This is a genomic window from Candidatus Omnitrophota bacterium, assembly GCA_028716565.1.
Classification (GTDB): Bacteria; Omnitrophota; Gorgyraeia; order Pluralincolimonadales; family Pluralincolimonadaceae; genus Pluralincolimonas.
The window spans coordinates 349,062-361,809 of the sequence record JAQUPL010000001.1 but is presented as its reverse complement, the minus strand read 5'-3'; the positions used below and the strand labels follow the sequence as shown (position 1 = coordinate 361,809).

Sequence of the window (12,748 nt, the reverse complement as noted above, 5' to 3'; positions counted from 1 at the left end):
CCAAACCTATCCATGAAAAATATAGCATTCGTCAAGATGGTCGCCAGCGGAAACGACTTTGTCGTCATCGATAACCGCAAAGCGCTTATACCCGGCGCGAAACTGTATTCCTTCGCCAGGGAGATCTGCGACAGGAATTACGGGGCCGGAGGCGACGGGCTTATCGCTCTCGAGCGCTCGAAAAAGGCCGATTTCAGGATGCGCATAATAAATTCCGACGGCAGCGAGGCCGAGATGTGCGGCAACGGCGCGCGCTGCGCGGCGTTATTCGCTGTAGGAAACAAGATAGCCGGAAAGAGGATGGATTTCGAGACGCTCGCCGGAGTGATCGAAGCCGAGGTCAAGGGCGCGATAGTAAAACTGAAGATGTCGGATCCCAGCGGCTTGAAACTCGATATCAACCTCGCTTTAAGCGACGGCGGGTATAACGTTAATTTTGTGAACACCGGTGTGCCGCACGCGGTCATTTTCGTGGACCATCTTGAGGGCCATAACGTAAAGACAACAGGCAAAGAGGTGCGTTACCATTGCACTTTTGCGCCGCGAGGCACGAACGTGGATTTTGTTGAAGTCGGTGGAAGGAACGGACCTATTAAAGTGCGTACATACGAGCGCGGTGTTGAGGGCGAGACGCTCGCCTGCGGGACCGGCGTCACGGCCTCCGCGATCATATCGGCGGTTGTGAAGAATTTTAAGAGCCCTGTTACCTGCCTTACAAAAGGCGGGGACAGTCTTAAAATATATTTCAAGAGGAGCGGTGATGATTTTACCGACGTCTATCTGGAAGGCGGCGCACGGGAAGTATTTTTAGGCAAGTATCTTTACAAATAATTAGGAGGGAGTAAGGATGTTCGAAGGTTCGATAGTTGCGCTTGTGACACCCTTCAAGAACGGGAAAGTTGACGAAGCAAAATTACGCGAGCTTGTAGAGTTCCATATAAAGAACGGGACCTCGGGCATAGTGCCGTGCGGGACGACCGGCGAGTCCGCGACGTTGACGCACGAGGAGCACAACCGCGTGATAGAGGTGGTGATAGAGGCGGCGAAGAAAAGGATCGCTATAATCGCAGGGACGGGATCGAATTGCACGGCTGAGGCGATCGAGCTGACGAAGTATGCCGAAAAGGCAGGCGCGGACGCGGCGCTGTTATTGTCGCCTTATTACAACAAGCCGACACAGCGCGGGCTCTATATGCATTACAAGGCGGTCGCGGATTCGGTAAAGATACCGATCATCCCTTACAATATCCAGTCGCGCACAGCGGTAAATATCGAGCCGGAGACGTTCCAGAAACTGGCGCAGATAAAGAATATAGTGGGTGTGAAGGAATCGAGCGGGAACCTCGAGCAGATCTCGAAGATACGTTACCTCTGCGGGCCTAACTTCGCGATAATCTCAGGCGACGACGCGCTTACGCTGCCTATCCTAGCTATCGGCGGGGTGGGCGTAATATCGGTCGTGGCAAATATCGTGCCGCGGGATGTGGCCGACCTGGTGGCTTCCTTCAAGAAGGGTGACATAAAAAAGGCCCAGGAACTTCATTATAAGTTGTTGCCGCTTGTGAAAGCCATGTTCATCGAGACGAATCCGATACCGGTAAAGACGGCGATGGAACTGATGGGTATGATAGAGCCGGAACTCCGCCTGCCGTTGTGCCATATGTCGGAAGAGAACCTCGCGAAACTCGCCGAGGCTCTGAAAAAATACGGCTTGTAAAATAATGACCGAATTGATAAAAGTCGCTGTTTGCGGGTACGCAGGAAAGATGGGCGCAAGGATCGCCGGGTTGGCCCCGAAAGAGAGCGGGATGAGGGTCATCCTCGGGCTAGAAGCGAAAGGGCACCCGTCTGTCGGCTCGAAGTTCGCGTACGGCGAGGTCTCGGACCAGCTCGATGATATAAAGGCCGCCGATGTCCTGATGGATTTTACCGTTCCCGAAGCTACGATGGAGCATCTTGCCGCCGCCGTAAAATATAAAAAGGCTCTTGTTATCGGCACTACGGGATTTACCGATGAGCAGGTAAATAAGATCAGGGAAGCCGCCAAGAAGATACCCGTCGTCTTCTCGCCGAATATGTCGATAGGCGTGAACATTCTCTTCCGTCTGGTTAGGGACGCCGCGGCGAAATTATCGAAGGATTACGGCGTGACGATTGTCGAGGCGCACCATATACACAAGAAGGACGCGCCGTCAGGGACTGCGAAGAAACTTGCCCAGATAGTCAAGGAGGCGTCCAACCGCGAGGTCTCGGACATAAAGTCGATACGCGAGGGCGAAATAGTCGGCGACCACAAAGTAACGTTCGAAAGCCCTTATGACACGATCGAGCTTTCGCACAGCGCTAAGACTCGCGATATATTAGCTAAGGGCGCTTTGGCCGCCGCGAAATTCATCGCCGGAAAAAAACCGGGATTATACGACATGCAGGATGTATTAGGAGACATCAAATGAGCGAGTTTGAATTTTCCGAAAGATTAGCAAAACTTCCACCGTATCTTTTCGCGGAGATAGACAAGGCGAAGAGGCAGGCGAAAGCCAAGGGCAGGGATATAATCGATCTGGGCATCGGTGACCCTGACCTGCCGACGCCCGGCCATATAATAAAAGCACTTCACGAGGCCTCGCTCGAGCCGGATAACCACCATTATGCGCTGGATTCAGGGATGCCGCAGCTCAGGCATGCGATAGCGAAATGGTATAAGAAGAGGTTCAAGGTCGAACTTGACCCTGATGCCGAGGTGTTGCCGCTTATCGGCTCGAAAGAGGGGATAGCTCATATGCCGCTCGCTTTCATAAATCCGGGCGACTACGTGCTTGTGCCTGACCCGTGCTACCCGCCTTACAAGAACGGGACGATATTTGCAGGCGGCATGCCTTACCTTATGCCGTTACTGGCAGAGAACGATTTCCTGCCGGACTTGGATAGGATAGACCCGTCCGTATCGAATAAGGCTAAGATGATGTTCGTCAATTATCCGAATAACCCGACCGGCGCGGTCGCTGACGAAGAATTCTACAAGAAAGCTCTAGATTTCGCGCACAGGAACAATATCCTCATCTGTTCAGACGCGGCGTATTCGGAGGTCTGTTACGACAAATACCGCCCGATGAGCATTCTCCAGATGGTCGGCGCCAAGGACAGGGCAGTCGAATTCCACTCGCTCTCGAAGACATACAATATGACGGGCTGGAGGATAGGATGGGCTTGCGGGAACAAGAAAGCCATCCAGGGGCTCGCGAAGGTGAAATCGAACATCGATTCGGGAATATTCCAGGCGGTGCAACTGGCCGGGATCGCCGCGCTCGAAGGACCGCAGGGACCGGTAGCGAGAGCCAATAAGACATACAAGGAACGCCGCGACGCGCTGGTGAACGGCCTGAATTCCCTGGGCTGGAAAGTTCCCAAGCCGAAGGCGTCGTTCTATGTCTGGGCAAAGAACCTTCCGGGCTATAACTCCTCCTCGCTGGCAAAGGCTTTGCTCGAGAAGGCCGATATCATCGTTACGCCCGGCAACGGGTTCGGCAGGTACGGGGAAGGTTATATAAGGATGGCCCTCACCGTTTCCAAGGACAGGATAAAGACCGCGGTCCAGAGGATAAAGAAATTCCTAAAGTAAGGGTGTTCATCGCGCTTGGCTCTAACCTGGGCGATAGGCGCGGGAATATAGGAAAAGCGATAGAAGAGCTCAGGGATTCAAGGATGGTTGAGGTGATAAAGGTCTCAAAGCTATACGAGACCGATCCTGTCGGCGGCCCGCCGCAGGATAAGTTCCTCGACGGCGCCGCGGAGATCCAAACACATCTTACGCCTCACGAGTTGCTCGCGCTCCTTAAACTGACGGAAAAGAAGGTAGGAAGGACGCCGTCAAGAGTAAAATGGGGCCCCAGGGAGATCGACCTGGATATTCTCCTGTACGGTGATATCGTAATGAATGAGCCGGACCTTGTGATACCCCACCCTCAGCTTCATTTGAGGCGTTTTATGTTAGAGCCGCTTGCAGAGATAGCTCCTGACGTGGCCTCTAAGTTCAGCGAAAGTGAACATGAAAATAATCCGCTCGATAAATAAACTGAATAAAGAACTCAAACGCGACAGACAGAAAGGCAGGCCCGTCGGTTTCGTCCCTACGATGGGCTTTCTCCACGAGGGGCACCTTTCGCTTATCAGGCGCGCCCGCAAAGAGAATAAGACGGTCGTAGTGAGCATCTTCGTGAACCCGGCGCAGTTCGGGCCGAACGAGGATTATAAGGAATATCCCCGCGATCTGCGGAAAGACGCAGCTCTTTGTAAAAAAGAAGGTGTAGATCATATCTTTTATCCGGCGGTGAAGGCGATGTACCCGAAGGGATATTCGACGTATGTGAATGTCGAGGGGCTTACAGGGAATCTCTGCGGGAAGTCCAGGCCTGCGCATTTCCGCGGGGTGGCTACAATCGTCGCAAAGCTTTTTAATATCGTCAGGCCGGATACGGCTTACTTCGGACAGAAGGACGCGCAGCAGGCTATCGTGGTAAAGCAGATGGCCGAAGACCTGAATATGGGGATAAGGATAAAAGTCATGCCTACGGTCAGGGAAAGGGACGGATTGGCGATGTCATCGCGCAACGCCTACCTTTCTCCCGACGGGAGGAGGGCCGCCCCGACGGTATATCGTGCTTTACAACTGGCGGGGGATTTGATAAAATCAGGCAGTAGGGATGCCGCGAAGATAAAGTCCGAGATAAGGAAGATGATTTCGGCTGCCGGGGACAAGATCGATTACATTTCGATAGTAAACCCGGATGACCTGAAAGACGTGAAAAAGATCAAGGGCAAGGTCCTGGTAGTAGTGGCAGTGTGGATAGGCTCAACACGGTTGATAGACAACATAGAGGTAAAAACGTAAATGTTAAGGACGATGTTAAAGTCGAAGATACACGGCGCGACCGTGACCGAGGCGAATCTTAAGTACACCGGCTCCATCACTATAGACGGGAAACTACTGAAGGCCGCGGATATGCTCCCCGGCGAACGCGTCCAGATAGTCAACCTGAACAACGGTTCGCGCGTCGAGACCTACACACTAGCCGGAAAAACCGGAAGCGGTACGATCTGCATGAACGGGGCTGCCGCGCGCTGGGCGCACAAGGGAGACACCGTCATAATAATATCATATTGCCAGGCGGACGAATCGGAAGTCCGCAAGATCAAACCTAAAATAGTATTTGTCGACGCCAAGAACAGGATAAAGAAAGCCTAAAGTGATCGAGAACCCCTCTAACCCAGAAGCTACTTATAACGAACAACTAAAAGATAAGATCCTCCAGCTAAAGAAACTGCGCAACGCCGTCATAATCGCGCATAATTACCAGCGCGACGAGGTCCAGGAGCTGGCCGATATCACGGGAGATTCGCTGGCGCTCAGCCAGGCAGCGGTCAGGACAGACGCCAAGGTCATAGTCTTCTGCGGCGTCACGTTCATGGCCGAGACCGCCGCTATACTCAATCCCGACAAGACAGTGCTCCTTCCGGTCATCGAGGCGGGATGCCCGATGGCCGATATGATAACGGCCGAGAAGGTCCGCGCCCTGAAGGCGCAATATCCCGACGCGGCTGTAGTCTGCTACGTAAATTCCTCGGCGCGGGTAAAGGCCGAGAGCGATATCTGCTGCACCTCCTCGAACGCGATAGAGATAGTCAAATCCCTTAAAGAGTTTAAACGCGTAATATTCATCCCGGACAGGAACCTGGGCCAGTATGTCCAGAGCCAGGTGCGGGACAAGGAGATAATCCTTTGGAAGGGATTCTGCCCGACGCATATAAGGGTCCAGGAAGAAGATATATTGGAAGTGAGGAAGAATTACCCTGACGCGGAATTTATAGCCCACCCGGAATGCGAACCCGATGTCCTGGCCCTGGCCGACCACATATGCTCGACCGGCGGGATGTTCAAATATATAAAAGGGTCCAAGTCGAAGAGATTTATCATAGGCACCGAATCGGGGATGCTCTACCGGCTGAAGAAGGAGAACCCGGGCAAGGAGTTCTTCCTCGCGACCTCGCACCTTATCTGCCCGAGCATGAAACTCACCACGCTCGGCTGGCTCGCGCATTCCCTGGAGAATATGGTCTATAAAGTCGAGGTGCCGGAGGATGTCAAGGCGAAGGCGAAGCAGTCGCTTGACAGGATGCTTGGGGTATCCGGCGAGAAGCCGCTCTCGGCGGCGGCGGGATATTGAAATAACCATGGTAAAAGTCGGCATAATAGGCTGCGGCACGATCGGTTCGAGGATAGCCGCGCATATTGACGGCAAATTAAGAGGCAGGGCGAGAGTCACCGTTCTTTCTGATGCGGATTATAAGAAGGCAAAAAGCCTTTCCGCCGGGTTGAAAGCAAGGCCCAGGGTCGCATCGGTACAGGGTTTGATAAGTTCCGTGGACCTCGTCATCGAGGCTGCCTCCGCCAAAATTTCGGGCGATATAGCGAGCCGGTCGGTAAAAGCCGGAAGGGATGTCATGGTGATGAGCACCGGCGGCCTGCTTAAAAGTTATAAGGCGCTCTTCAAGCTCGCGGAAAAGAAAAAATCGCATATATATTTACCGAGCGGTGCAATATGCGGGCTTGACGGGCTCAAGGCCTCGAAGTTATCCGGGATAAAAAAGGTCACGCTTACCACCAGGAAGCCGCCCGAGGGGTTCAGGGGCGCTCCGTATGTGGTCAAACATAATATAGACCTGGGGAAGATAAAGACGGATAAGGTGCTTTTTGAGGGCGACGCGTTCAAGGCGATGGAAGGTTTTCCCGCGAACATAAACGTCGCGGCGACATTAAGCCTGTGCGGCATCGGCCCGGGCAAGACGAGGGTCAAGATAATCGCTTCCCCGTCGATAAAAAGGAACATACACGAGATAGAGGCAGAAGGCGCGTTCGGAAGGCTTACCGCCAGGACAGAGAACGTCCCTTCGCCGGGCAACCCGAAGACCAGTTACATGGCGGTCCTTTCGGCCATGGCTACGCTGGACGGTATCCTGGGGAAGGTCAAGATAGGGACATAAATGGAATAAATCCCGCCTGAGGCGGGATTAAATTCGGCCATATGGTTTATGCTCATATACGGCATAAACCATGGGTTCATTTAAGAAGGGAGGTGAGCACATGGCTCAGAAAGTAGCTAAAGCAGGCATCAAGAGACAGAAGGGTTACCTCTACTACCTTGACAAACAGGGTGATGTCTCGATGGCGAAGATGGCGAGAGGCGGCAAAAAAGGCGGCGCGCCCAAGAAGGTCGTCAAACTCAAAGTCAAGAGAGAGAAGGGTTATCTCTACTTCATCGACAAACAGGGTGATGTATCTAAGGCGAAGATGAAGAGAGGCGGTAGGTAAGCTTCTTTAATTACGGATCGTATTAGACGGCGGAGCAGTCTACTGCTCCGCCTCTCTATTTGGGATGGATATGGATAAAGGATATATACATATACAGGGGGCGAGGGTCCACAACCTCAAGAATGTCTCCCTGAAATTACCCAGGAACAAGCTCATAGTATTTACCGGGCTCTCGGGCTCCGGTAAATCCTCGCTCGCCTTCGATACCATCTATGCCGAAGGACAGAGGAGGTATATCGACAGCCTGTCTGCGTATGCCCGGCAATTCCTGGAACAATTGCAAAAACCGGATTGCGACAACATCGAGGGGATGTCTCCCGCGATATCGATAGAGCAGAAGACCGCCGGCTCAAATCCCCGTTCCACCGTAGGCACCACCACTGAGATATACGATTATTTAAGGGTCCTGTTCGCGCGCATAGGCACGGCTTACTGTTATAACTGCGGGAAGAAGATAGCGAGGCAGTCGTCACAGGAGATAGTCGACCAGGTCCTGAAGATGCCTGCCGGGACGCAGATCAGCATACTGGCGCCGAAGATAGCGGGGAGGAAAGGGGAATATAAGGAACTTTTTAAGGAGATAAAAAAGGACGGTTATACCCGCGTAAGGGTCGACGGCAGGATCGCGGAGCTGGAGAATGAGATAAAGTTAGACAAGGATAAGAAACATTCGATCGAGATCGTCGTCGACAGGCTGGAGGTCAAGCCCGACTCCAAAAGGAGGCTCGCAGATTCGATAGAGACGGCGCTCAAGGCAGGAAGCGGCGTACTAATAGTCAACGACGGCAGGAAGGACCGGTTCATGAGCGAGCTCTACGCGTGCGTCGATTGCGGTATAAGCTATGAGGAGCCGTCACCGCGATCATTCTCGTTCAATTCCCCGTACGGGGCCTGCCCGGTCTGCAACGGCCTCGGCACGAAACTCGAGATAGACGCAGACCTCGTGATACCCGATAGATCCAAGCCTGTCATGGAATCGATCGAGGCCTGGAAGCGCGGCGGTCGGGGCTACCTGTTGTATTACCGCGGTGTTTTAAGGGAGGTCGCGGACCGTTACCATTTCGATCTCGACACGCCTTTCGACAAATTAAATAAGGAGATCCGGAAGATAATACTTTATGGAGCGGATATCGAGGTATGGGGCAGGAAGTTCGAGGGAGTCATCCCTCAGCTCGAGAGGCTCTTCCGCGAGACAGAATCCGGATTCCTGAAGGAAGAGATAAATAAATATATGTCTGTCCTGCCGTGCCCCAAATGCGCCGGCGCGAGGCTCAGGCCGGAATCGCTCGCGTTCAAGATCGGCGGCAAACCGATAAATGAAGTGACCGCGTTGTCGGTAAAAGAGGCGAGGGGGTTCTTCACGGGCCTCGACCTCAGCGAAAAAGAGGCGATGATAGCCCGCCAGTCGCTGAAGGAGATCCTCTCGAGGCTCAAGTTCATGGCCGACGTCGGGCTTGATTACCTTACCCTGGACAGGGCCAGCGGAACGCTCTCGGGCGGCGAATCCCAGCGGATACGGCTCGCTACGCAGATTGGCTCAGGCCTGGTCGGCGTCGTCTATGTCCTCGATGAGCCGTCTATAGGCCTCCACCAACGCGATAACACAAAATTACTCGAAAGCCTCAAGGCTCTAAGGGACTTAGGCAACACCCTTATAGTCGTGGAGCATGATGAGGCGACCATAAGGAGCGCCGATTACATCGTCGACCTCGGGCCGGGCGCGGGGAAGCACGGCGGAAAGGTCGTCTGCGCCGGGCCGCTCGAAGAGTTCATGAAATGCAAGGATTCCCTTACCGCGAAATACCTGAAAAAGGAACTTAAGATCGAGCCGAAGCTTGCCAGGAGGGATCTCAAGGGAAGGAAATCCCTTGAGATAAAAGGAGCGCGCGAACATAACCTGAAGGATATAGACGTCACTATCCCGCTCGGGGTGTTCGTATGCGTCACCGGGGTGTCCGGCTCAGGCAAATCCACCCTGATAGACGAGATACTCTACAGGTCGCTCGCGCAAAAGTTTTACAGGGCTAAAGAGAAACCCGGGGATTTCGACAGGATAACAGGGGCCGAAAATATAGACAAGGTCATAGTCATCGACCAGTCGCCTATCGGCCGTACGCCGCGTTCGAACCCCGCGACTTATACGGGAATGTTCTCCCCGATCCGCGACCTCTTCAGCAGATTGCCTGAGGCGAAGATAAGGGGCTACAGGCCGGGCAGGTTCAGTTTTAACGTCAAGGGCGGCAGGTGCGAGGCCTGCCAGGGCGACGGTGTGATAAAAGTCGAGATGCATTTCCTGCCGGATGTCTATGTCACATGCGAGGTATGCAAGGGAGCGAGGTTCAACCAGCAGACTCTCGAGGTCCTTTACAAAGGGCATTCAATAAACGACGTCCTTAAAATGACGGTCGAGGACGCCCTGCCGTTATTCGCGAATATCCCGAGGATAAGGGAGAAGCTGCAGGTCCTAAACGATGTAGGCCTGGGCTATGTGGAGCTTGGGCAGTCCGCGACGACGCTCTCAGGAGGCGAGGCGCAGAGGGTGAAGCTCGCTACTGAGCTCTCTAAACGCTCCACAGGAAGGACTCTATATATCCTGGATGAGCCCACGACCGGCCTGCATTTCGCAGATGTCGATAAACTTCTAAAAGTGCTGCATGCCCTTACAGACCAGGGAAATACGGTCTTGGTCATAGAGCATAACCTTGATGTGGTCAAGACCTCTGATTATATAATTGATCTCGGCCCTGAGGGCGGCGATGAAGGAGGGGAAGTTGTCGCCGCGGGCAGCCCCGAAGATGTCGCGAAGAACAGGAAGTCGTATACGGGCAGTTACCTGGGTAAGTTATTGTCCCAAAAAGGTTGAAGAAACAGTTTCTTTCTGTTATATTAAGGTTGCCATGCGGATCAAATCCTTTCTTTATTCCCTTATATTCCTGACGGTTATGTCGCCTGCCGCCTTCCCGGCCGATGCGGGGCGGACAGATCCTGCGAAGGACGATTTCGTCCTTGCCCAAAAGGCTTTTGAGGACCAGTTTTACGACATCTCCATGGAGCAGATGGAGCGATTCCTTGCCAATTATCCGCAAAGCGGATACAGGGATGAGGCGCATCTCGTCCTCGGCAGGTCATACCTTATGCTGGGCAAGAACGCGCAGGCGCTCAACGAGTTCGACCTGGTGGCCTCATCCGCTTCGGCGCAACGCTTTTACGACGAGGCGGCATACTGGTCCGCCGAGGTCTATTTCCGGAGCAGGGATTTCAAGCAGGCCCTTGGCCAATACCAGAAAGTGATAGATTCGTTCCCCGCATCCAAATACATTCCGTTCGCCTATTATTCGAAAGGATGGTGCTATTACAACCTGAAACAATACGAAACCGCGGTCGAGTCTTTCGGCGCCTTTTTAAAAAAATTCCCCAACAACAGCCTTGCCGCCGACGCGAAATATAAGATAGCGGAGTCAGTCTTCATGGGCGGAAAGACCGTTGACGCAAAGAAACAGCTTGAGGATTTTTTGAAAGAATTCCCCGTCTCGAAGAAATTACCGGAGGCGTATTATCTTTTGGGAGAGATCGATTACTCATTGAAGGACTACGCGGCCTCGGCGAAAGACTACGCCAAGGCCCTTGAGATAACCCCCTCGGCCGCATGGGCTCCTTTCGCGTTATACGGAAAAGCCTGGGCGTATTTCAAGGCGTCGGACTATAAGTCCGCGCTAGGTGCTTTTTTGGCCTTCCGCGGCAGTTATCCGGAGAGCCCGTTGACCGACTCGGCCATATTCGGCACGGGGCAATGTTACACTTCCATGAAGGATTATCCAAATGCCGCGGCAAGTTATGACGAGCTGATAATGAAATTCCAGAATTCCGCGGTGTTGGGCGACGCTTATTTGTGGAAAGGGGACTGCCTTTATAACCTCGAGAAGTATGCGGAGGCAAAGGAAATCTACGAAGAGGCCCTGTTGAAGTTCCCGGCCTCGGCGCTCCTGCCGCAATTCTATTATAACCTCGGTTGGACGCTCCTGCGGCTCAAAGACCCGCAGAAGGCGGTCCAGGATTTCGAGGAGGTCGTGAAGCTGTCCCGTGACAGGAACCTGAAGGCCAGCGCGATATCCCTCATAGGCGACACGGCCCTTGACCTTAAAGATTACGAGAAGGCGAAGCGGTCTTACGACGAGATACTGAAGGATTACAGGGATTCCCTCATCTGCGATTACGCCCAGTACCAGCTTGGGATAACGATGTTCCGGGCCGGCGATTATGACGGCGCGGTCCTGGCTTTCCAGAGCCTGCTTGGCAACTTTCCCAATTCGAGGCTCAGGGAAGACGCATTCCAGCATCTCGGCCTTTCGTATTTCCGGAACGGGGATTTCAAATCCGCGAACGAGGCTTTCCAGAAATTTATCGCGGCATATCCGAAAGGCCAGGACATAACCGAGGTCCTCTTCCAGCAGGCGAATTGCCTCTTTAACATGGCGAAATACGGGGAGGCGATATCGGCGTTCAGCAAGATCATCAAAGAGAATCCCGCTTCCGATCACGCCCGGCTCAGTTTTTACGAGATAGGCTGGTGTTATTACCAGTGGGGCAAGGAGAAGGACGCGCTGTCTCAATTCGACGACTACCTTGCGAAATACCCCAACTCAGATATAAGCGACGATGTCAGGATGTGGGAGGGGCAATATTATTACAATAAGGGCCAATTCACCAAGGCTAAGGCGTATTTTGACGCCCTGGCCGCCAAGTCGCCTCCGGGCGGCTCATCGGCCGAGGCGGAATATTGGCTCGCCCTCATACTTTATAAGACCGGCGACGTCGAAGGGGCTACGCGGAAATTCGAGCACATAATAGAGGCGTATCCTTCCTCAAAGGCGGCGATGGAGAGCACGATAAAGGTGGGGGATATCCTCGCCGAGAGCGGGCGCGCCGATGACGCCGTAAAAGAGCTTAAGGGCATAACCGAAAAATATCCCGGGACCCAGTTCGAGAAGGTCGCGGACAAGAAGATAGGGGATATCTTCAAGCAAAGGAAATTGTATAACGCGGCGATAGAAAGGTACCGCCTCGCTATAACCGAGGCGCAGAGTAATTTCAATGCCGAGACCCAATTTTTGATCGGGGAGTGCTACGAGGAGGCGGGTGACGCGGACCAGGCCATCGCCGAATTCCTTAAAGTCAAATATCTTTATCCTGAGTTGACGAAATGGTCCGGCAGGGCCGGGCTGCGGGCCGCCACGCTCTTCGAGAACAAGGGCAGGTGGAAAGACGCGAGGAAGATCTATGAGGAGCTTTCCGGCACTAAGCTGCAAGAGGCGAAATACGCAAGGGAAAGGCTTGACTGGATGGAAAATAACGTCCCAGAAAAAACCGGGGAGGTAAAATAAT

12 protein-coding genes are annotated in these 12,748 nt (G+C 53.4%); all 12 read left to right on the top strand.

Annotated elements, in window-relative coordinates; genetic code table 11:
* The first annotated feature begins 12 nt into the window (after nucleotides 1-12).
* The 12 genes from dapF to PHO67_01855 all read left to right on the top strand — a co-directional run bounded on the left by dapF (nucleotide 13) and on the right by PHO67_01855 (nucleotide 12,747).
* A complete protein-coding gene (gene dapF / locus PHO67_01910; protein ID MDD5545901.1) occupies nucleotides 13-831 on the top strand; it encodes a diaminopimelate epimerase in 819 nt (272 codons plus the stop codon).
* A 16-nt stretch (nucleotides 832-847) separates the two neighbouring features.
* Nucleotides 848-1,717, top strand: coding sequence for a 4-hydroxy-tetrahydrodipicolinate synthase (dapA, locus tag PHO67_01905; protein ID MDD5545900.1), 870 nt, complete (start codon nucleotides 848-850; stop codon nucleotides 1,715-1,717).
* 4 nt (nucleotides 1,718-1,721) lie between these two features.
* Nucleotides 1,722-2,453, top strand: a complete 732-nt coding sequence (gene dapB / locus PHO67_01900) for a 4-hydroxy-tetrahydrodipicolinate reductase (protein MDD5545899.1) — start codon at nucleotides 1,722-1,724, stop codon at nucleotides 2,451-2,453.
* The gene (locus tag PHO67_01895) at nucleotides 2,450-3,619 is read left to right on the top strand and encodes an LL-diaminopimelate aminotransferase (GenBank protein MDD5545898.1); all 1,170 of its coding nucleotides are present in this window, start codon (nucleotides 2,450-2,452) and stop codon (nucleotides 3,617-3,619) included. The genes dapB and PHO67_01895 overlap by 4 nt, the downstream gene beginning before the upstream one ends.
* 2 nt (nucleotides 3,620-3,621) lie before the next feature.
* The gene (folK, locus tag PHO67_01890; protein MDD5545897.1) at nucleotides 3,622-4,071 is read left to right on the top strand and encodes a 2-amino-4-hydroxy-6-hydroxymethyldihydropteridine diphosphokinase; all 450 of its coding nucleotides are present in this window, start codon (nucleotides 3,622-3,624) and stop codon (nucleotides 4,069-4,071) included.
* Nucleotides 4,046-4,888 carry a pantoate--beta-alanine ligase gene (panC, locus tag PHO67_01885; GenBank protein ID MDD5545896.1) on the top strand — a complete coding sequence of 281 codons (843 nt, stop codon included), beginning with the start codon at nucleotides 4,046-4,048 and terminating at the stop codon, nucleotides 4,886-4,888. The genes folK and panC overlap by 26 nt, the downstream gene beginning before the upstream one ends.
* Nucleotides 4,889-5,242: an aspartate 1-decarboxylase gene (locus PHO67_01880; GenBank protein ID MDD5545895.1), complete on the top strand. Its 354-nt coding sequence runs from the start codon at nucleotides 4,889-4,891 to the stop codon at nucleotides 5,240-5,242.
* Nucleotides 5,243-5,246: 4 nt separating this feature from the next.
* Nucleotides 5,247-6,221: a quinolinate synthase NadA gene (nadA, locus tag PHO67_01875; GenBank protein ID MDD5545894.1), complete on the top strand. Its 975-nt coding sequence runs from the start codon at nucleotides 5,247-5,249 to the stop codon at nucleotides 6,219-6,221.
* A 7-nt stretch (nucleotides 6,222-6,228) separates the two neighbouring features.
* The gene (locus PHO67_01870; GenBank protein ID MDD5545893.1) at nucleotides 6,229-7,038 is read left to right on the top strand and encodes an aspartate dehydrogenase; all 810 of its coding nucleotides are present in this window, start codon (nucleotides 6,229-6,231) and stop codon (nucleotides 7,036-7,038) included.
* Between the two features lie 100 nt (nucleotides 7,039-7,138).
* The gene (locus PHO67_01865) at nucleotides 7,139-7,366 is read left to right on the top strand and encodes a hypothetical protein (protein MDD5545892.1); all 228 of its coding nucleotides are present in this window, start codon (nucleotides 7,139-7,141) and stop codon (nucleotides 7,364-7,366) included.
* A 70-nt stretch (nucleotides 7,367-7,436) separates the two neighbouring features.
* Nucleotides 7,437-10,229 (top strand): excinuclease ABC subunit UvrA, encoded by a 2,793-nt coding sequence (gene uvrA, locus PHO67_01860; GenBank protein MDD5545891.1) that lies wholly within the window; start codon nucleotides 7,437-7,439, stop codon nucleotides 10,227-10,229.
* 34 nt (nucleotides 10,230-10,263) lie between these two features.
* On the top strand, nucleotides 10,264-12,747 hold the full coding sequence (locus PHO67_01855; protein ID MDD5545890.1) for a tetratricopeptide repeat protein: 2,484 nt from the start codon (nucleotides 10,264-10,266) through the stop codon (nucleotides 12,745-12,747).
* The last annotated feature ends 1 nt before the right edge of the window (nucleotide 12,748 follow it).